This window comes from Variovorax sp. P4_B10, from assembly GCF_056402375.1.
On record NZ_JBFUHN010000034.1, the window covers coordinates 43,501 to 65,098 of the forward strand.

Sequence of the window (21,598 nt, forward strand, 5' to 3'; positions counted from 1 at the left end):
TCCGCCCCATGCCATCGACTGCCGAACCGTCCATCGAACCGACGCGCGCCACTGCCGGCACGCGCCGGCATTGGTGGTGGCACTGCGAAGTGCCCACGCTGCTGCTGGCCGTCGCGCTGTATGGCGCCTGGGCCGCGCTGCTGTGGTGGCATGCGGCGGTGCCGGGCTGGGCGCTGTTCCTGCTGGGCGGCTTTCTCGCGCAGCTGCATTTCTCGCTGCAGCACGAGAGCATCCACGCGATGCGCCACCTGCCGACGTGGCTGCGCCACGCGGTGGTGTGGCCTCCGCTCAACCTCTGGCTGCCGTATCCGTTCTACAACCGCGGCCACAGCGCGCACCACGTCAACTTCCACCTCACGCACCCGGAGCGCGACACCGAGAGCGCCTACCACTCGGCGCCCGCGTGGGCGGGCTACGGCCCGTTCCGGCGCTGGGTCTACATGGCGAACCAGACGATCGCGTTCCGCGTCGTGCTCGGCCCCTTCCTGTGGCTGTGGAAGCTGGTGCGCTTCGAGTTCGGGCAGGTGCTGTCAGGCGATTTCTCGCGCCTGCCGACCTGGGGCTGGCATGCGTTGAGCGTCGCGCCGGTGCTGTACTGGGTGACGGCGGTCTGCGGCATGCGCCTGAGCGACTACCTGCTGTACTTCGTCTACCCGGGAATGATGCTGGGGTCGCTGCGCACCTTCACCGAGCACCGCTGGGCCGACACGCCGCACGAACGCGTGGCCATCGTCGAATCGAACCTCGTCTTCGGGCTGCTCTACCTGTTCAACAACCTGCACCATGTGCACCATCGTGCGCCGACCATGCCGTGGTACGAGATCCCGGTGTACTTCCGGCGCCACCGCGCGGCGGTGCTGGAAGCGAACGGCAATTTCTACTACCGCGGCTACGGCGAGATCGTGCGGCGGCACCTGTTCAGGCCGGTGTTCACGCCTGTTCATCCGACGTGGTAGCGGGCAGCGCCTCCAGGCGCTGCGTCCACCCGCGGGCCTTGCCCTCGTCGAAGAGCGGACTGTCGGGGTCGCCATAGAGCAGCTCCGCGAGGGCCTCGATGCAGGGACGCTGGCTTTCGAGGTTTTCTTCGCAGTCGTCGAGCGCGGCGCCGACGAGCAGCCAGCGCTCGGCCCCGGCGGCGTCGCTCGGCGCGCCCTGGCCATGGAAACGCATCAGGCCCAGCTCGTAGCAGGCCCAGCCCTGCAGGCGCTTCTCGTCGTCCTCCGCCAGCTTCTGCAGGGCGTAGACGGCTTCGGCATGGAGGGCATTCACCTCCGCATCCCCGCGGCCCTGTCCGGCCAACGCCTGCGCGTGCGCGCGCAGCGTGGTGCCGAGCTGCAGCGTGGCTTCGGCATCGCCGGCTTCGTCGGCGCGGCGGAAGTAGCCGATCGCGCGTTCGAGGTCGGGCTTGCCGTGTTCGCCGAACTTGTACGCCACACCGAGGTTGTGGAGCGCCATCGCGCTGCCCTGCCCGGCGGCCGCCTCGTAGTGCCGTACGCCCCGCTCCGGATCGCGCTCGCCGCCCACGCCCTCGCACAGCACGTAGCCGAGCTGGGCCTGCGTGTCCGCGTCGTCCGCCCCACCGTGCGCGATGGCGTGCAGGAGCCAGGCGCGCGCGGCGGCGGCATTGGCGCCGATGCCCGCCGTATCCCTGCGCAGCATCGTCGAGAGTTCGCGCATGGCCTTGGGCAGGCCATCGGGCGACGCCGTCGCGGGTGCATCGCCGGGCTCACGCACGCCGGCGGCGCGCGCCATCCAGCGGAGGGCTTCCAGCGGATCGGCCTCGACGCCCTCGCCGTCGCGCAGGTGGCAGGCCAGTTCATAGGCCGCCTGCATGTCGCCGGCGGCGTGGCGCGCGGCCATCTGCTCGGTGTGCGATTGCTCGCGGCCATCGGCATGCAGCCAGACGTACACGTCGCGGTCGTTGCGCGCGGCCTTCACCGGCTCGCCGGCGCTCCATCGCTTGCGCAGCTCCGAACGGACCAGCACGGCGTACCAGCCATCGGTGACCGACACCGCCGTGGCGATCCATGGATAGGCCTGCGGATGCAGCGTGGTTCCGTCCGCGCGCAGGATGCCCACGGCCAGTTGCCCCTTGGCGGCCTTCGCGGCGCGCGGCAGCGGCTCGGCGACCAGCCAGCCGATGTCCTGCGTGCCCCAGGCCAGCGACTGGATCGTCCGGTGCCGGCAAGGCACCAGCTCGCGGCCGGCGCCGATGTCGTAGATGCCTCGCAGCCAGGGCGCGTTCTTTGCCTTGCGGCCGCCCTTGGAGGCCACGCGCACCAGGTCGCGCCTGGCCAGGGTGTGTGCACGCTCCTCGCCGGTCAGGGGTTCCAGTGTCTCGAACAGGCCGTAGTCGAAGGGCACGAGCAGACGGCCCCGCGCATCGATCAGGCCGCATTGGCCCTCGGCGCGTTGCACGGCGAAGCGCTTCGGCCGGGGCTCGGGTTTGCCTTCCGCCGCAGCACCGGCGGGCTCCAGCAGCTCGACGGGATATTCCTCGAGCAGTTCGATCTGCTCGTACAGCGGTTCGATCGCGAGGCGGCCTTGCGCGTCGACCAGCCCGGCCTTTGCGTCGCGCGTGACTTCGAAGGCCTCCCAGTCGTGATGCCACGCGATGGCATCGAACCCCGGCGGCACGGCCCATTCGCCGGAGGCGCGCACCAGCCCCCAGCCGGCCTCGGCATGCGCGGGCGCGAGACCGCAGGACGCGAAGTCTTCGGCTTCGTCGAACTGCGGCGCGATGGCCCATTGGCCCTGCAGGTCGATGTAGCCAATGCGCTCGCCCACGCGGGCACGCACCAGGCCCGCGGCAAAGCTCCAGATTTCGTCGACCGAAGGCTTCAGCAGCCAGGTGCCGTCGGTGCGCAGCAGGCCGATGTCGTCGCCGACCATGGCCGTGGCAATGTCGTCCTCGAAGTCCCAGACCTCGTCGAGCTGGGGTTCGAGCAGCACGCGCGGCGCGTCGGCATCGGCGAGCAGCAGGCCGGTATGTTCGCCGAGCGAGATCCAGAGCAGGCGCGGATCGGCCGCGCCGGCGTGGCGGATCTCGTCCCACGCGGGCTCGACCACGGTGCGCTTGCCGGTGTCGTCCGAGAGGCGCACGCCCCAGCGGCCATCGACCTCGAAACGCCAGAGTTCCCCGGCGAGGTGGTTGTCCCAGTCGCTGTCTTCGTCGCCTGCATCGGTTTCTTCCGGCTGGAAGTCGGCAAAGCGCTCGTCGCGCGGCGCTTCGTAGCCATTGAAGTACGGATGCGAGATGCCGCCGAAGCCGAACTGCCAGGCCCAGGCCTCCCAGTCCGCGAAGCGCTTGATGCCGAGCGCCGCATCGGCGCCGGGGTGGTTGCCGCCGTCGATGCAGCGCCGAACCTCGGCCCACCGCTCGTTGCATTCGCGGCGGCAGCGTTCGATGAAGCCCTCGCCTTCGGATTCGCCGTCCAGCCAGGACAGCTCGTCGAGGTTGGCCGAAAGGCGCGGCGATGTGCCGGCCGGAGCCTCGTCGATCAGCGCGGCCAGGTGCAATGCCAGCGCCTCGAACTGCAGCGCGATCTGCGGCAGCGTGTGCAGCATCGGATGCCGTTCGACAAAAGAGCGCAGTTGCCGGATGCGCGCGAGCGCGGCATGCGCATCGCTGGTCAGGTTGTCGGTGCCGGCGTCGCCGAAGACGCGCTGGTGGTCGATGGCCTCGCCGGCCGCACCATCGGCCAGCAGGATCTGCCAGAGGATGGGAAAGTTGTTGTTGGCCTCGGCGATTTCGGTGGCCGAGGCCTCGTCATCGGCGTCGGGAGAACTGTGTTCGAGATGGAGCCAGGAGCGATTACCCATGTGCGGTGGTGCATGTGTCGTCCATGGCGAAAGGCCATGGGTGGCCTCTAGTTTAGAGACGCGCCTTCACGCTCACACGGCCACCGGGGACTGCGCCACGAATTGCGTGACCTGTGCCAGCACCGCCTGCTCCTTGAGGATGCGGCGATGGCCCCAGCCCTGCGTGGCGACGAGTTGCGCATCGGCGATCGCATCGCGATAGGCCTCGGCGTCGGCAAAGCGGTTCACGCGGTCGTCGCGGTCATGCACGATCAGCGTCGGCTGCGTGATGCGCGGGCCGGCGAGAGCCGGCTCGAACTGCGGCATCAGCACGCCTTCGCGTGCCTCGAACATCCGCTGCATCGCGGCGCGCGTCTGCTCGCTGAGGCCGAAGGCGTGCGCGAAGTAGCGTGTGTACTCGCGCGGCGAGGCCGGCGGTGCGAGCAGCACGATGCGCTCGGCCGGCAGCCCGCGCCCCGCAGCGTAGGCCAGCGCATTGGCACCCAGCGAATGCGCGGCCACCGCGCGCAAGGCATGGCCGTCGGCCGCAAGCCTGGCTGTCACGTAGTCGATGGCCCGCGCGAACTGCGCCCCGTTGGTGGCCGTGCCCTCGCTGCGGCCGTGGGCCGGGAGCTCGAGCAGCACCGGCCTGAGTCCGGCAGCGGCCACGGCCTGTGCCAACGGCAGCATCTGGCCCGCGTGCCCGCCCCAGCCATGCACCAGCAGCACCACCGGCGCCGATTCCGCACCCGAGTCCTGCGCCGCCAGGTGGTAGATGCCGAGGCTCGCGTGCTCGAAGGACCAGGCCTCGTGCCGCCAGTCGGCGCCGGGGTGCTGTCCGCGGTACAGCCATTTGGGCGGCAGCGGCGTGCCGAACACCCGGTAGGCCGCGCGCACGCCGAGCGCGGGCCAGAGGCGTTGCGATGCGCCGAGGCCGAAGCGCATCGCGCGCATCAGCCGGCTGGCGCCGTAGTAGTTCGTGGGGGCAGCGTGCGTGGCCGCCGGGGCGGAAGTGCTTGTCATGTCGGTGGACTCCTTCCGGTTCAATACCAGACCCAGTCCTGGTTGCTGCGGGGCAGGCCGCGCAGCGTGTCGCGGGTAGCCTCGATGCCGAGGGCGATGGCGTAGACGACGAAGCAAAGGGCAATGATCAGCATGGCGCTTCTCCTGTTTATCGCACGGCTGTGCGAAATTATTGCAAAGAAAGACGAGAGGAACTTGCCTGCCTCATGATTCAGGCGAGGTAGCTGGAAAGGAGCCGCTGCCACGTCTGCGCGGCGCGGTCGGCGGCATGGGGGTCGCGCAGGAAGCGCGCGTCGTGCAGCTGGTTCATCATGATCCCGCTGATCTCGCTGACCAGCTGCGCGGGTTCGGTGTCGGCCTTGAGTTCGCCGGTTTCGACGGCGAGCAGCACGGTGCGGCGCAAGGCGGCGCGCCAGCGCGTGATCTCCTCGAGGAGCATGTCGCGCAGCTCGCCTTCGCGGTCGTCGAACTCGAAGGCGCCGGCCACGTAGAGGCAGCCGTTCTGGACCTCGATGTCGCGGGTGCGGGCGATCCAGCGCGCCACGATGTCGTTGAGCCGTGCCAGGCCCTTGGGCTTCTGCATGGCGGGCACGAACACATCGGCCAGGAAGCCGCGGCCGTACTCCTCGATCACCGCCTTCTGCAGCGCCTCGCGCGAGCCCACGCGGGAGAACACGCCGCTCTTGGACAACCCCAGGCGGCTCGCGATGGCCTGCAGCGTGATCGCCTCCAGGCCCTCGGCCAGGGCGAGGTCCATTGCCGCGCCCACGATGGCGGCACGGGTGAGTTCGCTTTTCTGGGTCTTGGCGTCCATGCGGCGAACTTTAGCACGGCCGTGCGAAATTGCAAGCATCTCGGCCCCGAAGGGTCGTAAAGATGTTTTGCTCATGTGGAACCAACAAACGCATCGTTCCCCGCATAAGCGCTTCTGCCGAGAATCGCCAGTCGGCCCCGACCGGGGCCCCGATCCTTCCGCGCCAGATGAACTTCCAACAACTGCGCTCGGTACGCGAGGCCGTCCGTTGCGGCTTCAACCTGACCGAAGTCGCCCACACCCTTCACACCTCCCAGCCCGGCGTGAGCCGGCAGATCCGCGAGCTCGAGGAGGAACTCGGCATCGAGCTCTTCGTGCGCGCCGGCAAGCGGCTGACCGGGCTCACCGAGCCGGGCGGCCACGTGCTGCCGATCATCGAGCGCATGCTGATGGAGAGCAGCAACCTGCGGCATGCGGGGCAGGAGTTCGTCGCCCAGCAGAGCGGCCTGCTGTCGATCGCCGCCACGCACTCGCAGGCGCGCTATGCGATGCCGGTGGCCGTGCAGGAATTCCGCGCGCAGTTTCCGAACGTGAAACTGCACCTGCACCAGGGCTCGCCCAAGCAGATCGCGCAGATGCTGATCGACGGCGAAGCCGACGTGGGCATCGCCACCGAGGCGCTCGGCGACTACCCGCAGCTCGTCGCCCTGCCCTGCTACCGCTGGACCCATTCGGTGATCGTGCCGCCGGACCATCCGCTGCTCGACGCGCCGCTCACGCTCGATGCGCTCACGCGCTATCCGCTGATCACCTACGACACCGGCTTCACCGGCCGCTCGCGCATCGACGAGGCCTTCGAGCAGCGCGGGCTGCAGCCCAACATCGTGCTTGCCGCGATGGATGCCGACGTGATCAAGACCTACGTGCACCTGGGCCTCGGCGTGGGTATCGTGGCCGGCGTGGCCTATGAGGCGGAGCGCGACACGCAACTGCGCGCAATCGATGCGGGGCGCCTCTTCGGCATCAACCTCACCAAGCTGGCGGTGCGGCGCGGCAACTACCTGCGCAAGTACGTCCATGCCTTCATCGAGTCGTTCGCGCCGACCCTGACGCGCGCCATCGTCGAGAAGGCATTGGGCGATGAAGCCAAGGCCTCCCACTATGAAATCTAGCGCTTGTGCGAGAGATTCAACGCTTGCGGCAACCCGGGTTTAAAAGAAAGCGTGCGGCTTCACACAAGGGGCGTACATTCGGGTTAATTCCTTGGCTTCCGGAACGGATCAGCAATGGCATCGACCCCGCAGCAGCAGCAACAGCAAACAAGGGCCGCCCAGAAGGCGGCAGATGCAGCGGAGCGTCGAGAACGGTTGAAACGGGCTCTGCCCGCCACGGTGGAACTCCTGCAGAGCCGCCAGGCCGACCGCATCGACGACAGCGACATCGACGCGTATGTGAGCCTTAACTGGCTCGAGTGGCATGGTGGCGGCCTGCGGCTGACCATCACCGGGCGCAATGTGTGCGCCCAGTCGGCGCCCACCGCGCTGGTCTGAGAACCGGCGCCCCCAAAAAGAAAGCCGCCACAGTTGCCCGTGGCGGCTTTTGGTTGTCGCCGATGCGCCGGCTGCCTATTGGCCCACGACGATCTGCATGATCAAGCCGGTGGCAACGGCTGCAAGCACATAGTCGCCGCCGACGCCGACCCATTGGTAGCCGCGGGGCGGCGGCTGCAGGCGATAGGCGCGCCAGTCGTTCACCACGTAGTTGCGGCCACGGTACTCGGCCGGCACGCGGCCACCGCGGCGCCATTCGGCATGCGGCTGCGGGAAGCCTCCGCGATCGAACTGGCGGCCATCGCGGAAGTCCTGGTTGCCGCGGTGGTCCCGGTACTCGCGGTGCGGACCGCGGCGCTCGAAATTGTTGCGATCCCCCCGGTCGTCGTCACGGCGTTGCTCGTAGCGGCCATCGCCAGGACGGCCGTCACCGGAGCGTCCATCGAAGTGGCGGTCTTGTGCGAAGGCGCTTCCCGCGGCCATGCACATCGCGAGCGCCGCAGCAGCGACGGCCATGCTCTTTGAATTGATGATCATCTGGAACTCCTTCATGCGTTGATGACGAGTCCATTGTGGGTTGCCGTTGTGTCTGGCCGGGGCACTTCAGGTCGCCGTCAGGTGAAATCAGGTAAGCGCTGGTATCGGCGCGGCGCCTTGTCCTTCAATTCGGGGCATAGCGGTTGACCACGACGCCGCATTCGTAGCTGGTGGACTCGAGCAGGCGCAGCTTGTGGCCCTTGCGCTGGTCGTGGAACACGGAGCGCCCGCCGCCGACGGCCGTGGGATTCACGAAGAACTGGAACTCGTCGACCAGCCCTTCCGTGACAAGCGAAGACGCAAAGCCGACGCCGCCGATGGCGATGATGTCCTTGCCGCCCTGCCGCTTGAGCGCGTTCACCTCGTCGGCCATGCGGCCGCGCGCGATGACGGTGCGCTCCCAGCGCGAGGTCTTCAGCTTGCCGGTGAGCACGACCTTCTGCGCATCGACCACCTTTTGCGCGAAGGCGTACTGCGGGTTCGCCGGATGGTTCTTCGCAGCGCGGCCCCAGTGGTCGAGGTAGCCCTCTTCCACGATCTTGCGGCTCAGCAGGATGGTGTCGATGCCTTCGAAGACGGCGTTGAAGCGGGCCTTCAGTTTGTCGTCCCAGGCCCATCGGTCGCCCCAGCCCCACACCTGCCAGTCGAGATCGCCATTGGCGGGAGAGACGCAGCCGTCGACGGACATCTGCATCTGCAATATGAGCTTCCGCATGGATGATTCTCCTTGGGACCGGGTTGTACGACTGATCTTTAAATGCAAGCAGTCGCAGTATTCGGCAACTGATGCGAAAATGCAAGCAGTTTTGCAAGCGCACCGGAAATCCCCATGGCCACCCAACAGAAATCGCTCTGCCCCATCAACCTCGCGCTCGAGGTCTTCGGCGACCGCTGGAGCCTGCTGATCGTTCGCGACATGATGTTTGCGGGCAAGCGGCACTTCAGGGAGTTCCTGCAGTCCGAGGAAGGCATCTCGTCGAACATCCTGACCGAGCGCCTGGGCAAGCTCGTCGAGTACGGCGTGCTCAGCAAGACCGACGACCCGACGCACAAGCAGAAAGCCATCTACAGCCTCACGCCGATGGGCATCGACCTGCTGCCGGTGGTGACGCAGATCGGCATCTGGGGGCGCAAGTACCGGCCGGCCACCAAGGAAAGCGGTGCGCCCGCGGCGGCGCTCGAAAAAGGCGGGGCCGCGCTGCAGAAGAAGATGCAGGCCGAACTGCGCAAAGCGCACCTGGGCCCGCGCGGAACAGCATGAAATGAAACCTTGCCTTTCTGTTCGCCTCGATGCGCGTTTGGGGCGCTGCTGTTCGGGGCGCGATCACGCCGACGGTGTGATCGCTCAGAGCACTGGTTGATCGGCTGCAAACCGACAGCGTGCCCTCGTGCACAGGGCACCGGGTGCTCCCCGCAGCGAAACAAAGGAGGAGGGGCGGAAGCCGAAGCGGGGGACATTCGCGGAGGGGAGTACCCGGTGTCCTGTGCACGCACCCCGCTCTTCACGCATTTCGTGCCAATTTCGCCAGCCGGTTTCCAGCGTTGGCAGCGCCTGGCTACGGATAGACCGGCGCGGCCAGCGCGTCGATGGTGTCGAGGGGAATGGGGACCGCGGCGCTCATGGGTGTCAGCCTCCCACCAGGCTGCTGGCCTGGTCGCTGCGCGGGCCGTGCTTCATGTGGAGGTCCAGCGGCGGCAGGTCGAGCTCGATCAGCGCGCCGTGGGTGCCCGCCAGGTCGAGCACGCCGGTGGACTTCGGTTCGTCGGTGTGCAGCACCACCGCGTAGGGCCCTTCGCCGCGCGCCGCCAGCCGCTGCGACAGCGCATCGCCGCCCTCCTTCTCCACCGCCGCGTTCTCGCGCGGCGAAGAGAGCACCAGCACGCTGCTGCCGAGTGCAATGACCGCCACGCGCACATGGCTGCCGGGCACGGCCACCGGCTCGCCGATGTGGGTGGCGGCATCGTCGGACACGGTGCCGAGCAATGCGCGATAGCGCGCCAGCGTGGCATCGAGGTCTCGCACCGCGACCGCGAGGCTGGCAACCCCGAGCGTGCCGTTGGCATGCACGCGCACCTCGCCTTCAGGCACGCGCAAGGCACGCGGCGTGAGGTCGCCGCAGAGGAAGGGCAAGTCTGCCGAGGACGGACGTGCCGTCTGCCAGCGCAGGCGTTCGCCATCGGGGCGCACGCGGCCGCCATCGAGCGGGCCTTCGAGCGCGAGGCCGCGCGCCTTCGCGTCGGCCACGGTGACAGCGGTGTCGCGCGGCAGCAGCGCGAAGTCGACGATGCCTTCGCCATGCCGTTGCAGCAACTGCCACCATCGCTCGGCGGGCGATGGCTCGCGCCATGCGATCAGTTCGAGATAGCTGCCGTCGCCGAACACCACGAGCGCGTTGTGCGTGGCGCGGCCCGGATGGTCGCCGCCGCGTACCACGTGGAAGCCGAGTGCGCCGTAGTCGGCGATGGTGCGTTCGAGGTCGTGCACCGCGATCACGATGTGGTCGAGTTTCAAGGGCATGGTGTCTGTTCTCCCTGTGTCGGTTCGTTCACTCAAGAGGCGGTGCGGGCAGCGCCCTCGCCGCCGAGGTAGGCATCGCGGATCCGCGCATCGGCCAGCAGCTCGCGCGCCGGCCCCGAGAGGACGATGCGCCCGGTCTGCAGCACATAGCCGTGGTGCGCGATCTGCAGCGCGAGGCTGGCGTTCTGCTCGACCATGAAGACCGAGACGCCCTGGCTGTTGATGCGCGCGATGAGTTCGAGCACCTTGTCGACATAGAGCGGCGACAGGCCCATGGTGGGCTCGTCCATGCAGATGAGCTGCGGGCGGCCCATGAGCGCGCGCGCCATCGCCACCATCTGCTGCTCGCCGCCCGAGAGCGTGCCGGCCTGGAACGCGATGCGCTCGGCCACGCGCGGGAAGAGTTCGAGCATGCGTTCGAGGTCTTCGGCCACGGCCTTGCGGTCGCTGCGCGCATAGGCGCCCATCAGCAGGTTCTCGCGCACGGTCATCGCGGGGAAGAGGCGGCGGGCCTCGGGGACCGAGCCGATGCCTTTGCGGATGATCTGCGGCGTGCCGAGGCCGAGCGTCGACTCGCCGTTGAAAAACACTTCGCCGGAACGCGGCTTGAGCAGGCCGAGCACGATCTTCATCGTGGTCGACTTGCCGCTGGCGTTGCCGCCGAGCAGGCTCACGATCTGGCCGCGGCGGACTTCGAGGTCGAGGTCGAAGTGGGCTTGCACGGGGCCGTAGAAGCTGTTGATCTTGCGCAGCTGGAGAAGCGGTTGCTTCGTCTCATCGAAAGCGGGCGCCGTGGTGCGTTCGGGCAGCCCCTCACCCCAACCCTCTCCCCGGAGGGGCGAGGGAGTCAGAAGGCCGGTGCGGGCGACGGTGGCGATCATGCGGGCACCGCTTCTGCTTGCGTCTCGCCGACATGGCGGTGGCCGAGGTAGGCCTCGATCACGGCGGGATCGTTGCGCACTTCGCCGGGCAGGCCCTCGGCGATCTTGCGGCCGTCGTCGAGCACGGCCACGCGGTCGGAAAGCTGCATCACGAGGTCGAGCTTGTGTTCGATCAACAGGATGGCCTGGCCGCGCGATTTGAGGCCGCGAATGATCTCCAGCATTTCTGCGGTTTCGCTTTCGTTCATGCCGGCCGTGGGCTCGTCGAGCAGCAGCAGGCGTGGCTTGAGCGCGAGTGCACGCGCGATCTCGACGCGGCGGCGGTTCGCGTACGAGAGGCTGTAGGCGGGATGGTCGATGCGCGGCGCGAGTCGTTCGCCGAAGAGCGCGATGATCTCGTGCGCCTCGTCGCGCAGCGCCTGCTCCTCGCGCCGGACGGCAGAAGGCTGCACGAGCGCGAGCGCCAGTTCAGCCAACGCACCCAGGCCGGGCACGCCACCGAGGCGCGGTTTCACGGCACGCAGCCGCGTGTGCGCGCCGACCAGCACGTTGTCGAGCACCGAGAGGTTCGCGAACACGCGGCCGTGCTGGAAGGTGCGCGCCAGGCCACGCTGCGCGAGCTGCTGCGCGGGCAGGCCGGTGATGTCCTGCCCTTCGAAAAGCACCTGTCCCGCATCGGGCCGGTCGAGGCCGGTCACGAGGTTGAAGAGCGTGGTCTTCCCTGCCCCGTTGGGCCCGATCACGCTGAGCAGCTCGCCCTCGCCCACCTGCAGGTCGACCGTGTTCACGGCGGTGAGCCCACCGAAGCGGCGCGTGAGGCCGCGGATCTCAAGCAGCGACGGCATCGCCCGCTTTCTGCGGTGCGTTGGCCGCTTCCGCCTTCGAGTCGATCAGCTTCACCTCGGCGCGGATGGTCTGCGGGTTGCGCAGCAGGTTGAGGATGGGACAGTTGCGCTCGACCGCTTCGAACAAGGCGTCGATCTCCTCGCGGCTCGCGGGCGAATCGATGTGCACCGTGTAGCCGATCTCGTGCGGCCAGATCGGCGTCTTCTCGTGGCCCGGCTTGCCGCCGCGCGGATCGATGAGGCCGGTCACTTCGACCTCGAGGCTTTCGAGCGGCACCTGCCGCTCCGCGGCCTGGATCAGGAAGATGTGCGTGACGCAGGTTCCGAGCACGCCGAGCTGCAGTTCGGGCGAGCTGGGCCCGAGGTTGTAGCCCGCGAAATCGGGCGGGCTGTCGCTGATGACCTGGTGGTCGCGAATGCGCAGGCGGCGCACGCCGCTGCGGCCTTCCGCCTTCACGCTGGCCTTGAGTTGCAGGGGCTGCGCGGTGCCCGCTTCGATGGCGGCATTGCGTGCCAGCACGGCGGCGCGTTTCTCGGCGAGGTAGTCGTTGAGGTGGCTCATGGTGCGGTGTTCTTTCAGACGGTGCCCAGCAAACCCTGCGGGCGGAAACGGATGAGAAGGAGGAGCGCCACGCCATAGATCAGCATGCGGTACTCGGCGGTGATACGGAAGAGTTCCGGAAGGCTCACGAGCGCCACCGCGCCAAGCAGCGCGCCGCTGATGTTCCCGAGCCCGCCGAGGATCACCATCGTGAGCGCGAGGATCGAGATCTGCGAGCCGAAGGTCTCGTGGTTGATGTACGAATACATGTGCGCGGTGAAGGCGCCGCTCACGCCGGCCGCGAAGCCGCCGAAGCCGAAGGCCAGCGCCTTGTAGCGGTCGGGGCTCACGCCGTAGGCGCGCGCGGCCACCTCGTCTTCGCGCACCGCGCGGAAGGTGCGGCCCAGGTGCGAACGCAAGAGGCGCCATTGCAGCAAGGCGAGCAGCACCATTGCGCCGAACGAGGTCCAGTAGATCGCCTCGTTCGAAGACGCATCGCGCCCGAACAGCGAGAGCGGCGGAATGCCCGACACCCCGATGGGCCCGTGCGTGAGGCTTTCCCAATTGAGGATCGTGAGCGCCACGATCTCGCCGATGCCGAGCGTGGCGATCGACACGTAGTGCCCGCGCAGCCGGAAGGCCGGGAAGATCAGCGCGGTGCCGATCAGCGATGTGAGGATGCCCGCGAGCACGATGCCCGTTCCGACCGGCAGGTGCAGGTCGAGCACCAGCAGCGACGAGGCGTACGCGCCGATGGCCAGCAGCCCCGCATGGCCGAGCGAGATCTGCCCGATGGTGCCGGCCACGAGCGTGAGGCTCAGCGCCAGCGCACCGTAGAGCCAGGCGTTGGTGAGCGTCTGCAGCAGGTACGGCGACGGGTCGAAGAGCGGCAGCGCCACCGCTGCGGCGACCAGCGCAACGAGCAGCCGTCGCGGCACATGCCAGGGCTTGCTCGGCGCGATGAAGGTGCCGGTGAGTGGCTCGGGCGGCAGCGCGCGCTTGCGGCCGAAGAGGCCGTTGGGCTTCCACACCAGGATGACCAGCAGCAGCGCAAAGGCAAACAGGTTGCGGTACGGCGTGCCGAGGATCGCGACGCCGTAGCTCTCGATCAACCCGAGCAGCAGGCTGCCGACGATGGCGCCCGGCACATTGCCCACGCCACCGACGACCGTGGCCACCACGCCCTTGAGCGTGGCCTGGAAGCTCATCGCCGGGCTGATGTTGTTGTAGTACATGCCCACGAGCAGGCCCGAGAGGCCGCCCAATGCCGCAGCGATGGCGAACACCGCCTGGTTCACGCGGTCGACGTCCACGCCCATCTGCTGCGCTGCATCGCGGTCCTGCGCGGTGGCGCGCACGGCCCAGCCGAGTTTCGTGAAACGCAGGAAGACGAACAGCACGGCCGCACTCGCGATGCCGATGCCCGCGATCAGCAGGTCGAGCGCGCCGATAGTGCCGGTGCCGATCTGCAGGCGCCAGCCGGGCAGTTGCGTGGGCAGCGAGCGCGGATCGGGGCTGAAGACCAGCTGCACGAGGATGTCGAGCACGAAGCTGATGCCGATGGTGGCCAGGAGCGGTGCGATGCGCGCCGCGCCCTGCAGCGGCCGAAGCCCCACGCGCTCGATCAGCATGCCGAGCGCGCCCGAACCGAGCACCACGAGCGCGATGGTCACCGGCAACGGCGTGTGCAGGTAGGTGATCGAGGCCCAGCCGATGTAGGCCCCGACGGTGTAGACCGAACCGTGCGCGAAGTTGATCAGGTGCGAGACACCGAAGATCAGCGCGAGCCCGACCGCCAGCAACGCATAGATGTTGCCGATGATCAGGCCATTGACCGTGTGGTCGAAGAACGAGGTGAAGCTCATCTATTTGGCCGACGCCAGCGCCGCCTTCTCGTCGACCTGCGCCCACTTGCCGTCCTTCACCACCAGGTTCACGCTCTTCACGCCGATCACGCGGCGCGTCTGCGGATCGAAGCTGGCCTTGCCGAAGATCACGCTGGGCACGTCCTTGATCTTGTAGAACGCATCGCGCACCGCCTTGCGGTCCGCCTTCGGGCCGGCCTGGCGCAGCGCTGCCGCCGCGTACACCACGGCGTCGTAGGCGTAGGCGTTGAAGGCGTCGGGCTCCTTGCCGTACTTCGCGCGGAAGCTCTTCACGAAGTCCTGCACCTCGGCACGGGGCTCTTCGGGATAGAACGCGGTGTTGGTGTAGATGCCATTGACCGCTGCGCCGCCGAGCTCGATGAACTTCGGCGAGTACACCGAGCCCACCGCGGCGATCGGCTGCTTCAAGCCCACGCTGCGCACCTGGCCCGCGATAAGCGCGCCGTCGGGGTAGTAGGAGATCAGCACCAGCCCGTCGGGGTTGGCGTCGCGCACGCGCACCAGCGTCGAGCGGAAGTCCTTCTCGTCGGGCTGGTAGCCCTCGGCGATCGCGAGCTGCGCGCCACGCTCCTGCGCGGCCTTCACGAGCACGTCCTTGCTGGTGCGGCCCCAGTCGGTATTGAGGTAGAGCACCGCGATGCGCTTGAAGCCCAGCGTCTTCACCGCGAGTTCGGCGAGCAGCGGCTGCGCGTCGGCCTGGCTGATCGACGGGCTCCAGATGAAGTCGCCGCCCCTGGTGAAGTCAGGATGCGAGTTGGTGAAGCCGAGCTGCACCAGGCCCGCGCGCTGGTAGATCGGCGAAGCCGCCATCGAGGCCGGGCTCGAAAAATCGCCGAGCTCGATGAGCACGCGCTTGTCGTTCACCAGCTTCTGCGCGATGGCCACCGACTGGCGCGGATCGCTCTGGCTGTCCTCGAAGTTGTAGGCCAGCGGCCGGCCATGGATGCCGCCCTGCGCATTGACGTGGTCGAGCGCGAGGTCGAAGCCCGCCTTCCATTGCGCGCCGTACTGCGCGTTCTGCCCGGTCAGCGGGCCGCTGACGCCGAACCACACCGGTTCGCCGGTGGCGGGCGCGGCCCAGGCCACGATGGGCGCAGCCAGCAGGGCGGCAGAGAGTGCGGCCACATGGCGCAGGAAACGGTGGCGATTGAGCAGCGGCATGGTGTCGGACCCCGGTGATGAATGAGCGTGCAGGGCAACGATTCTTCGCCGCGGCCCCCGAGCGGGGAACGAACAAAAACGGGGAGGCTTATGCGCTTTCCGAGCAAGCGAGGGGTCAATGCCGGCGGGCGCGCCGCCCGCGTTTAAGCTGCGCGCTCCATGAAGCGACGACACCTCCTCCAATTGATGTGCAGCGTGCCGGCCGCGGCCGCACTGACGGCCTGCGGCAAGCGAAAGCCCTCCGCCGCCGCGCTGAAATCCGATGCCCGCGTGCTGGCGCTGGGCGACAGCCTCACCTTCGGCTACGGCGCGCCGCCCGATGCCTCCTGGCCCGCGAAACTGGGCGAACTCACCGGCTGGCAGATCGACAACGCAGGCGTCAATGGCGACACCTCGGCCGGTGCGCTGCAGCGCCTGCCGTCGCTGCTGGGCGCGGGCAGCTACGACGCGATCCTGATCGGCATCGGCGGCAATGACATGCTGCGCGGCGTGTCACCCTCTGCCACCCGCGACAACCTCGCGGCCCTTGTGAGCCAGGCGCGCGCACACACGCCCTACGTCGCGCTGCTGGCCACGCCAGCGCCCGACGCCATGCGCGCGGTCGTCGGCTCACTGAGCGATGCACCGTTCTACGAAGAGGTCGCGAAATCGGGGCAGGCGCTGCTCGTCGCCAATGTGTATTCGAGCGTGCTGTCGGATGCGTCGCTGCGCTCGGACCGCATCCATGCCAATGCGCAGGGCTACGCGAAGGTCGCGCAGCTGCTCTCGGACCAGTTCAAGGCTGCGGGCTGGCGCTGAGCGGGGCCCGCCGGCCGGCTCGCGCTTCCGTTTCGGGCTTCGCCGTTGCCGCTGTGCGCACCGGCAGGCATTCGAGCAAACCGAACAGAAGCTCCATGGCGGTGAAGCCCAGGATGATCACGTTGGCGCCGTGCATCACGGCGTGGATCTGCCAGGCTGCGAACAGAATGCGCGCGACGGCGTCATAGCGGCCGTACTGCACCCGCGGATCGCGAATGCGCAGGACAGCCCAGACCGTGACCACGGAGCCGAGCAGATTGGCCATCAGCATGTGAACGGGATCGAAGGCCGGAAAGGAGCCCGGGAGCTGCAGCCCCTGGATGGTCCACAGCAGGACCGCATGGACCGCGGCGAAGGTCCACGGCGTGGCAAAGCCGATGGTCACCACGAGGTCGTACCAGGCGCTCGCGCGAACGATGCGGCGGTAGGTGTTGAAGTCGATCATTCTCGAGCCCGGGAAATGGAGAAGCCGTCGAAGCTAAAGCCTCGGGTACGCTCCAGGGTCAAGCGACATCTGAAGGAAAAGAGCATGCAGATCGGCAAGCTGGCCTCGGCAACGGGCTTGAGCCGCGACACCCTGCGCTTCTACGAAGAGCGCGGGTTGATCCGCGCCACGCGCGGCAGCAACGGCTACCGGGTCTATGCGAAGGAAACCGTGCAGATGGTGGGCTACATCCGCACCGCGCAGAAGCTCGGCTTCAGCCTCCACGAGATCGGCGACAACCTGCCGGCGCTGTGGGATTCACCCAACCCCGACCAGGCTGTCGCGGCCCTGCTGGCGGACAAGGTCGCCGTCATCGACCGGAAGATCGCCGAGTTGAATGCGCTGCGGCAGGAGCTGCTCGAGCGCGCGCCCGCCAACTGTCCGATGGCTCAGGCGCCCCGCAGCAGATCGACGTAGGCGCCCTGCACCAGCTGGTCGGCGCCGATGCCGAGCTGCGCCATGAGCGCATGCGCCTCAGCCACGCCGGCCTCGGCGGATTCGCCCTCTTCCAGCACCACTTCGAGCTCGAGGAATTCACCCAGCCCTTCAACGCGGTCGAGGTGCACGCGCGTGCGGCCCACGAGGAACAGCCGGCGGTGCTTCCGCACGCGGCCGGACTGGCCCCAGGCAAGCGTGAGCGATTCGCGCAGCGTGTCGGGCGTGGTGGTGGGCGAGATCAGGTAGAACGATTCCTTCGGGCCGCTGCTGTTGGCGCGGCGGTAGAAGATCAGCTCGGCACGGTCGGGCGTGAAGGTACGCAGCTTGAGGCGGTCGGCGCTGTTCTCGCAGTGGAAGAAGGTGTCGTCCTGCGCGATTTCGACAGGGCCCGAGTCGGCGAGCTTCGCGGCGATGAGAGCCACGCGTTCCACGCTGTCGATGCGGGCCTTGATCTCTATGTTTCTTGCCATCTCGGTGGGTGTGTCTCGCGTTGTGTTGCGGGGTGCTTATGCACTGGGTACGTTTCGGGGTGCGTGCACAGGACACCGGGTACTCCCCTCCGCGAATGTCCCCCGCTTCGCTCCTCCTTTATTTCGCTGCGGGGAGCACCCGGTGCCCTGCGCACGATGGGCGCTGCTCTCGTGCTGGCCGATCAACCGCTGCGCTGAGCGATCACGCCGATGGGGTGCCTTGCGCAGCGAAATAAAGGAGGAGGCATGCGGCCTTAGGCCGCGCCGGGGGACATTCGCGGAGCAAGGTACCCCGTCGGCGTGAGCGCGCCCTGAACAAGGCCCCCAACGCACAACGCATCGCGTCGAAACCGATTCCGCGATGTTCCCAGGTCAGGGTGCGTTGCCTTGCGGACCCACAGGCGGCGGCGCCGCGCGGCCGCTGGAGCCGGGCGCGAGCTTGCGGCCGAAGGCCTCGCCAACGTTGCGCACTGGCCGGCTGGCGCGGGCCGACACGTTGTTGACCCCGCGCCGCGTCGCGCCTTCGGCGCGGTCGATGCCGCGGCCGGCCGCGTTGGTGCCGCGCTGCACGCCGCTCACCACCTTGCTGTCGCGTGGCGGCGGCTTGAGCGTATGGGCGCGCTCTGCCCTGGGCGGGTTGTCGGCGCTTTGCGCATGCACGGCGGCAGCAGGCAGCAGCAGGAACGCGGCGGCAAAGGCAAGGGTATGGGTGAGCGTCTTCATGATGGGCTTCYTTGTTCGTCGTTCGGTTCAGCGGCCGCATCGGCGGCCGCGACACGCGCCATGCGTTCGCTCTTCCAGTACACGTCGTCGCCGCCGTCCATGCGGTTGAGCACGCGTGCGAGCACGAAGAGCAGGTCGCTGAGCCGGTTGAGGTATTGGCGCAGTGCGTCGTTGAGTTCCGCCGTCGCACCGAGCGCCACCACCGCGCGCTCGGCCCGTCGTGCCACCGTGCGGCACACATGCGCGAGCGAGGCCGCACGGGTGCCGGCCGGCAGGATGAATTCGGCGAGCCGCGGCAAGGCGGCGTTGTGCTCGGCCAATGCGTTGTCGAGCTGCAGCAGCGCATCGGCCTTGAGCAGCGTGAAGCCCGGCATCGAGAGTTCGCCGCCGAGGTTGAAGAGCTGGTGCTGCACATCGACCAGCAGTTCGCGCACGGCCTCGGGCACGGGCTCGCAGAGCAGCACGCCGATCTGCGAGTTGAGTTCGTCCACGTCGCCCATCGCGTGCACGCGCAGATGGTCCTTGGGCACGCGGGTGTTGTCGCCGAGGCCGGTGGTGCCGTCGTCGCCGGTGCGGGTGGCGATCTGGGAAAGTCGGTTGCCCATGGGCGCTCCTGTTCTATCTACTGCGCGACGGTCGATGCGTCGATCTTGCCCGCCAGCCACTGCAGGCCTGCAAGATGCTGCTGGTCATGGCTGCAGAGGTAGTGAATCAGGCTGCGCATCGTGAGCGGGCCGTAGCCGTCGAACACGGCCGTGCGCGCCAGTTGCGCATCGCTCAGGTTCGAGACGATTTCCATGGTCTGCACACGTGCGAGGCGAAAGTCGGCCAGCACCTTCGCTGCGTCGGCCGTGCCGTAGGCGCGCTCGATGGCGAGCGGCTCGCTGTCGATGGATGCCAGCGTCGGATGGCTCTCTGCCAGCGTGCGGCGAAAGCGCACGTGGTAGCCCTCGATCTCGATGTCGCGCACATGGCAAAGCTGCTCGATGGCCGTGAAGGCCTCGCTGGGCACGCCCTCCCATGAGGGCGGCGCCCAATGCCGGAACACGTCGGGAATGGCCGCATAGTGGGCCTCGAGTTGCGACGGAAACGCCGCGAGTGCGCTGAGGGTCGTGGGGTTCATGTTTTTTACCGAAGCGCATTATGGTGCTCGCTCCGTAAAATGACCGCAACACCCTGCCCCCATTACCCCAGGAGACGCCCGATGAACGCCCCGACCCAAACCTCGCACCTGATGCCGGCGCTTCATCTGCGCGACGTGCCTGCCAGCCTGATCGACGGACTGAAGGCGCGCTTCGGCGCCAACTGTTCCACGGCGATGGCGGTGCGCACGCAGCACGGGCGCGACGAGTCGTCGTTCGATGCGCCGCCGCCCTCGGCCGTGGTGTTTGCCGAAAGCACGCAGGACGTGGCCGATGCAGTGAAGCTGGCGAGCGAGCACAGCGTGCCGGTCATTGCCTTCGGCGTCGGCTCCTCGCTCGAAGGCCACCTGCTCGCGGTGCAGGGCGGCATCAGCATCGACGTGTCGCGCATGAACAAGGTGCTCTCGGTCAACGCCGACGACCTCACGGTGACGGTGCAGCCGGGCGTCACGCGCAAGCAGCTCAACGACGAGATCAAGAGCACGGGCCTGTTCTTCCCCATCGATCCAGGTGCGGACGCCTCCATCGGCGGCATGACGGCCACGCGTGCGAGCGGTACGAACGCGGTGCGCTACGGCACGATGCGCGAGAACGTGCTGGCGCTCGAAGTGGTCACGGCTGCCGGCGAAGTGATCCGCACCGGCACGCGTGCGAAGAAATCTTCCGCTGGCTATGACCTCACGCGCCTCATGGTGGGCAGCGAGGGCACGCTGGGCGTGGTCACCGAGGTCACGCTGCGCATCTACCCGCTGCCCGAGGCGGTGTCGGCGGCGATCTGCTCGTTCCCGAGCATCGAAGCAGCCGTGCGCACCACCATCGAGACCATCCAGCTCGGCGTGCCGATCGCGCGCGTGGAGCTGATCGACGTGAACACGGTGCGCATGGTGAATGCCTACGCCAAGCTGGGCCTGCGCGAAGAGCCGATGCTGCTGATGGAATTCCACGGCTCGCCGGCCGGCGTGAAGGAACAGGCCGAGACGGTGCAGGAGCTCGCAAGCGGCCACGGCGGCAATGCCTTCGAGTGGGCCAGTACGCCGGAAGAACGCACGCGCCTGTGGACCGCGCGGCACAACGCCTATTTCGCGGCCGTGCAGTCGCGCCCCGGCTGCCGGGTGATCTCGACCGACACCTGCGTGCCGATCTCGCGCCTGGCCGATTGCCTGCTCGACTCGGTGGCCGAGGCCGACGCGAGCGGCATCCCCTACTTCCTCGTCGGCCATGTGGGCGACGGCAATTTCCACTTCGGCTATCTGCTCGACCCGAACATTCCGGAAGAGCGCGTGAAGGCCGAGGCACTGAACCATGCGCTCGTGAGCCGTGCGCTGGCGCTCGAAGGCACCTGCACCGGCGAGCATGGCGTGGGGCTGCACAAGATGGACTTCCTGGTGAACGAGGCAGGCGTGGGTGCCATCGACATGATGCGCACGATCAAGCGGGCGCTGGACCCGAAGAACATCATGAATCCCGGGAAGATCTTCAGCCTCTGATCCGTTCAAGCGTGCATTGAAAAAGCCCGGCGGCTCGCAAGAGCCCCGGGCTTTTTTGTGGCCTGAAGGCCAACAGCTTTTACTTGCGACGACGCGCCGGTGCCTGCTCTGGCGGCACGTAGGTTTGCGATGGTGCAGCACCACCATCCACACCGAGTCGACCGCCACCACCGAGGCCCTGGCCGCGAACGGTCTGCGCCTTGTAGTTGCGCAGCGAACGAACCATCTGGTTGAAGGCGTCCATGAAGGCCGCGGCAATCACCTTGCCCTGCGCCGTGTTGGTGTAGCCGCCGAGGCCGCCGGCGGCACTCCGGCCGGCGAGCGCACCGAAGGCGCCGAAGTCGGTCTTGGAGGCGCTGCCTTCCGCGGCCGCGACCTGCACGCCCGAACGGTTGTCGATGAGCGTCAGCAGCGCGCTGGCTTCCTTGGTCTGCATGCTGCCGCCGACAGCGGCCAGCGCGCGGCCACGGCCGCCGCCCACCAGGCCGCCGAGCGCACCGCCGATGCCGCCGGCGTCGCTGTTGCTGAACACGATCTCGGGCGACAGGCCGTAGTCGGA

Annotated in this window: 23 protein-coding genes and 1 pseudogene; 7 read left to right on the top strand and 17 right to left on the bottom strand. The window is 68.0% G+C overall.

What is annotated here, in order from left to right; genetic code table 11:
* The first annotated feature begins 8 nt into the window (after window positions 1–8).
* A complete protein-coding gene (locus AC1DXX_RS17320; protein WP_478135440.1) occupies window positions 9–956 on the top strand; it encodes a fatty acid desaturase in 948 nt (315 codons plus the stop codon).
* Here the strand turns inward: AC1DXX_RS17320 and AC1DXX_RS17325 are convergent.
* The 3 genes from AC1DXX_RS17325 to AC1DXX_RS17335 all read right to left on the bottom strand — a co-directional run bounded on the left by AC1DXX_RS17325 (window position 931) and on the right by AC1DXX_RS17335 (window position 5,638).
* Window positions 931–3,822 carry an SEL1-like repeat protein gene (locus tag AC1DXX_RS17325; RefSeq protein ID WP_478135441.1) on the bottom strand — a complete coding sequence of 964 codons (2,892 nt, stop codon included), beginning with the start codon at window positions 3,820–3,822 and terminating at the stop codon, window positions 931–933. The genes AC1DXX_RS17320 and AC1DXX_RS17325 overlap by 26 nt on opposite strands.
* A gap of 72 nt (window positions 3,823–3,894) precedes the next feature.
* Window positions 3,895–4,824, bottom strand: a complete 930-nt coding sequence (locus AC1DXX_RS17330; protein ID WP_478135442.1) for an alpha/beta hydrolase — start codon at window positions 4,822–4,824, stop codon at window positions 3,895–3,897.
* 211 nt (window positions 4,825–5,035) lie between these two features.
* A complete protein-coding gene (locus AC1DXX_RS17335) occupies window positions 5,036–5,638 on the bottom strand; it encodes a TetR/AcrR family transcriptional regulator (protein WP_478135443.1) in 603 nt (200 codons plus the stop codon).
* Window positions 5,639–5,805: 167 nt separating this feature from the next.
* On the opposite strand from AC1DXX_RS17335, the gene AC1DXX_RS17340 reads away from it, so the two are divergent.
* Together AC1DXX_RS17340 and AC1DXX_RS17345 are read left to right on the top strand one after the other, a co-directional pair.
* Window positions 5,806–6,750, top strand: a complete 945-nt coding sequence (locus AC1DXX_RS17340) for a CysB family HTH-type transcriptional regulator (RefSeq protein WP_478135444.1) — start codon at window positions 5,806–5,808, stop codon at window positions 6,748–6,750.
* A 219-nt stretch (window positions 6,751–6,969) separates the two neighbouring features.
* Entirely contained in the window at window positions 6,970–7,128 is a 159-nt protein-coding gene (locus tag AC1DXX_RS17345; RefSeq protein WP_478135445.1) for a hypothetical protein, read from the top strand.
* Window positions 7,129–7,203: 75 nt separating this feature from the next.
* On the opposite strand, the gene AC1DXX_RS17350 is transcribed toward AC1DXX_RS17345, so the two are convergent.
* Both AC1DXX_RS17350 and AC1DXX_RS17355 read right to left on the bottom strand, forming a co-directional pair.
* Window positions 7,204–7,665, bottom strand: a complete 462-nt coding sequence (locus tag AC1DXX_RS17350) for an RcnB family protein (protein WP_478135446.1) — start codon at window positions 7,663–7,665, stop codon at window positions 7,204–7,206.
* A gap of 124 nt (window positions 7,666–7,789) precedes the next feature.
* Window positions 7,790–8,380, bottom strand: a complete 591-nt coding sequence (locus AC1DXX_RS17355; RefSeq protein ID WP_478135447.1) for a dihydrofolate reductase family protein — start codon at window positions 8,378–8,380, stop codon at window positions 7,790–7,792.
* A 114-nt stretch (window positions 8,381–8,494) separates the two neighbouring features.
* Here AC1DXX_RS17355 and AC1DXX_RS17360 point away from each other — a divergent pair, with 114 nt between their 5' ends.
* Window positions 8,495–8,926, top strand: a complete 432-nt coding sequence (locus AC1DXX_RS17360; RefSeq protein ID WP_478135448.1) for a winged helix-turn-helix transcriptional regulator — start codon at window positions 8,495–8,497, stop codon at window positions 8,924–8,926.
* Between the two features lie 366 nt (window positions 8,927–9,292).
* Here AC1DXX_RS17360 and AC1DXX_RS17365 read toward each other — a convergent pair whose 3' ends face one another.
* The 6 genes from AC1DXX_RS17365 to AC1DXX_RS17390 are packed head-to-tail and all read right to left on the bottom strand — an operon-like array spanning window position 9,293 to window position 15,497.
* The gene (locus AC1DXX_RS17365; protein WP_478135449.1) at window positions 9,293–10,183 is read right to left on the bottom strand and encodes a VOC family protein; all 891 of its coding nucleotides are present in this window, start codon (window positions 10,181–10,183) and stop codon (window positions 9,293–9,295) included.
* Between the two features lie 32 nt (window positions 10,184–10,215).
* Window positions 10,216–11,064, bottom strand: a complete 849-nt coding sequence (locus tag AC1DXX_RS17370; protein WP_478135450.1) for an ABC transporter ATP-binding protein — start codon at window positions 11,062–11,064, stop codon at window positions 10,216–10,218.
* A complete protein-coding gene (locus tag AC1DXX_RS17375; protein ID WP_478135451.1) occupies window positions 11,061–11,909 on the bottom strand; it encodes an ABC transporter ATP-binding protein in 849 nt (282 codons plus the stop codon). The genes AC1DXX_RS17370 and AC1DXX_RS17375 overlap by 4 nt, the downstream gene beginning before the upstream one ends.
* The gene (locus tag AC1DXX_RS17380) at window positions 11,893–12,471 is read right to left on the bottom strand and encodes an OsmC family protein (protein ID WP_478135452.1); all 579 of its coding nucleotides are present in this window, start codon (window positions 12,469–12,471) and stop codon (window positions 11,893–11,895) included. Before AC1DXX_RS17380 ends, AC1DXX_RS17375 begins: the two co-directional genes overlap by 17 nt.
* A gap of 14 nt (window positions 12,472–12,485) precedes the next feature.
* Window positions 12,486–14,315 (bottom strand): ABC transporter permease, encoded by a 1,830-nt coding sequence (locus tag AC1DXX_RS17385; protein ID WP_478135453.1) that lies wholly within the window; start codon window positions 14,313–14,315, stop codon window positions 12,486–12,488.
* Window positions 14,316–15,497, bottom strand: coding sequence for an ABC transporter substrate-binding protein (locus AC1DXX_RS17390; protein WP_478135454.1), 1,182 nt, complete (start codon window positions 15,495–15,497; stop codon window positions 14,316–14,318). It abuts the gene before it with no gap.
* Between the two features lie 159 nt (window positions 15,498–15,656).
* On the opposite strand from AC1DXX_RS17390, the gene AC1DXX_RS17395 reads away from it, so the two are divergent.
* Complete coding sequence (locus tag AC1DXX_RS17395) at window positions 15,657–16,295, top strand: GDSL-type esterase/lipase family protein (RefSeq protein ID WP_478135455.1); 639 nt, start codon at window positions 15,657–15,659, stop codon at window positions 16,293–16,295.
* Here the strand turns inward: AC1DXX_RS17395 and AC1DXX_RS17400 are convergent.
* Window positions 16,273–16,740, bottom strand: a complete 468-nt coding sequence (locus AC1DXX_RS17400) for a hypothetical protein (protein ID WP_478135456.1) — start codon at window positions 16,738–16,740, stop codon at window positions 16,273–16,275. The genes AC1DXX_RS17395 and AC1DXX_RS17400 overlap by 23 nt on opposite strands.
* An 84-nt stretch (window positions 16,741–16,824) precedes the next feature.
* On the opposite strand from AC1DXX_RS17400, the gene AC1DXX_RS17405 reads away from it, so the two are divergent.
* Entirely contained in the window at window positions 16,825–17,196 is a 372-nt protein-coding gene (locus AC1DXX_RS17405) for a MerR family transcriptional regulator (RefSeq protein WP_478135457.1), read from the top strand.
* Here the strand turns inward: AC1DXX_RS17405 and AC1DXX_RS17410 are convergent.
* The 4 genes from AC1DXX_RS17410 to AC1DXX_RS17425 form a co-directional block, all read right to left on the bottom strand.
* Complete coding sequence (locus AC1DXX_RS17410) at window positions 17,169–17,687, bottom strand: class IV adenylate cyclase (RefSeq protein ID WP_478135458.1); 519 nt, start codon at window positions 17,685–17,687, stop codon at window positions 17,169–17,171. The genes AC1DXX_RS17405 and AC1DXX_RS17410 overlap by 28 nt on opposite strands.
* 372 nt (window positions 17,688–18,059) lie before the next feature.
* Window positions 18,060–18,410, bottom strand: coding sequence for a hypothetical protein (locus AC1DXX_RS17415; protein WP_478135459.1), 351 nt, complete (start codon window positions 18,408–18,410; stop codon window positions 18,060–18,062).
* Window positions 18,407–19,015: a cob(I)yrinic acid a,c-diamide adenosyltransferase gene (locus AC1DXX_RS17420; protein WP_478135460.1), complete on the bottom strand. Its 609-nt coding sequence runs from the start codon at window positions 19,013–19,015 to the stop codon at window positions 18,407–18,409. Before AC1DXX_RS17420 ends, AC1DXX_RS17415 begins: the two co-directional genes overlap by 4 nt.
* 17 nt (window positions 19,016–19,032) lie before the next feature.
* Entirely contained in the window at window positions 19,033–19,533 is a 501-nt protein-coding gene (locus tag AC1DXX_RS17425; RefSeq protein WP_478135461.1) for a DinB family protein, read from the bottom strand.
* Window positions 19,534–19,614: 81 nt separating this feature from the next.
* Here AC1DXX_RS17425 and AC1DXX_RS17430 point away from each other — a divergent pair, with 81 nt between their 5' ends.
* Entirely contained in the window at window positions 19,615–21,039 is a 1,425-nt protein-coding gene (locus tag AC1DXX_RS17430; RefSeq protein WP_478135462.1) for an FAD-binding oxidoreductase, read from the top strand.
* 79 nt (window positions 21,040–21,118) lie between these two features.
* Here the strand turns inward: AC1DXX_RS17430 and AC1DXX_RS17435 are convergent.
* Window positions 21,119–21,598 (bottom strand): annotated as a pseudogene (locus AC1DXX_RS17435) (peptidoglycan-binding protein); the annotation flags it as partial.

What these genes read in the sequence shown, in the direction of transcription:
- AC1DXX_RS17320 (WP_478135440.1), top strand. Translation starts at nt 9, where the DNA reads ATGCCATCGACTGCCGAACCGTCCATCGAACCGACGCGCGCCACTGCC.
- AC1DXX_RS17325 (WP_478135441.1), bottom strand. Translation starts at nt 3,822, where the DNA reads ATGGGTAATCGCTCCTGGCTCCATCTCGAACACAGTTCTCCCGACGCC.
- AC1DXX_RS17330 (WP_478135442.1), bottom strand. Translation starts at nt 4,824, where the DNA reads ATGACAAGCACTTCCGCCCCGGCGGCCACGCACGCTGCCCCCACGAAC.
- AC1DXX_RS17335 (WP_478135443.1), bottom strand. Translation starts at nt 5,638, where the DNA reads ATGGACGCCAAGACCCAGAAAAGCGAACTCACCCGTGCCGCCATCGTG.
- AC1DXX_RS17340 (WP_478135444.1), top strand. Translation starts at nt 5,806, where the DNA reads ATGAACTTCCAACAACTGCGCTCGGTACGCGAGGCCGTCCGTTGCGGC.
- AC1DXX_RS17350 (WP_478135446.1), bottom strand. Translation starts at nt 7,665, where the DNA reads ATGATCATCAATTCAAAGAGCATGGCCGTCGCTGCTGCGGCGCTCGCG.
- AC1DXX_RS17355 (WP_478135447.1), bottom strand. Translation starts at nt 8,380, where the DNA reads ATGCGGAAGCTCATATTGCAGATGCAGATGTCCGTCGACGGCTGCGTC.
- AC1DXX_RS17360 (WP_478135448.1), top strand. Translation starts at nt 8,495, where the DNA reads ATGGCCACCCAACAGAAATCGCTCTGCCCCATCAACCTCGCGCTCGAG.
- AC1DXX_RS17365 (WP_478135449.1), bottom strand. Translation starts at nt 10,183, where the DNA reads ATGCCCTTGAAACTCGACCACATCGTGATCGCGGTGCACGACCTCGAA.
- AC1DXX_RS17370 (WP_478135450.1), bottom strand. Translation starts at nt 11,064, where the DNA reads ATGATCGCCACCGTCGCCCGCACCGGCCTTCTGACTCCCTCGCCCCTC.
- AC1DXX_RS17375 (WP_478135451.1), bottom strand. Translation starts at nt 11,909, where the DNA reads ATGCCGTCGCTGCTTGAGATCCGCGGCCTCACGCGCCGCTTCGGTGGG.
- AC1DXX_RS17380 (WP_478135452.1), bottom strand. Translation starts at nt 12,471, where the DNA reads ATGAGCCACCTCAACGACTACCTCGCCGAGAAACGCGCCGCCGTGCTG.
- AC1DXX_RS17385 (WP_478135453.1), bottom strand. Translation starts at nt 14,315, where the DNA reads ATGAGCTTCACCTCGTTCTTCGACCACACGGTCAATGGCCTGATCATC.
- AC1DXX_RS17390 (WP_478135454.1), bottom strand. Translation starts at nt 15,497, where the DNA reads ATGCCGCTGCTCAATCGCCACCGTTTCCTGCGCCATGTGGCCGCACTC.
- AC1DXX_RS17395 (WP_478135455.1), top strand. Translation starts at nt 15,657, where the DNA reads ATGAAGCGACGACACCTCCTCCAATTGATGTGCAGCGTGCCGGCCGCG.
- AC1DXX_RS17400 (WP_478135456.1), bottom strand. Translation starts at nt 16,740, where the DNA reads ATGATCGACTTCAACACCTACCGCCGCATCGTTCGCGCGAGCGCCTGG.
- AC1DXX_RS17405 (WP_478135457.1), top strand. Translation starts at nt 16,825, where the DNA reads ATGCAGATCGGCAAGCTGGCCTCGGCAACGGGCTTGAGCCGCGACACC.
- AC1DXX_RS17410 (WP_478135458.1), bottom strand. Translation starts at nt 17,687, where the DNA reads ATGGCAAGAAACATAGAGATCAAGGCCCGCATCGACAGCGTGGAACGC.
- AC1DXX_RS17415 (WP_478135459.1), bottom strand. Translation starts at nt 18,410, where the DNA reads ATGAAGACGCTCACCCATACCCTTGCCTTTGCCGCCGCGTTCCTGCTG.
- AC1DXX_RS17425 (WP_478135461.1), bottom strand. Translation starts at nt 19,533, where the DNA reads ATGAACCCCACGACCCTCAGCGCACTCGCGGCGTTTCCGTCGCAACTC.
- AC1DXX_RS17430 (WP_478135462.1), top strand. Translation starts at nt 19,615, where the DNA reads ATGAACGCCCCGACCCAAACCTCGCACCTGATGCCGGCGCTTCATCTG.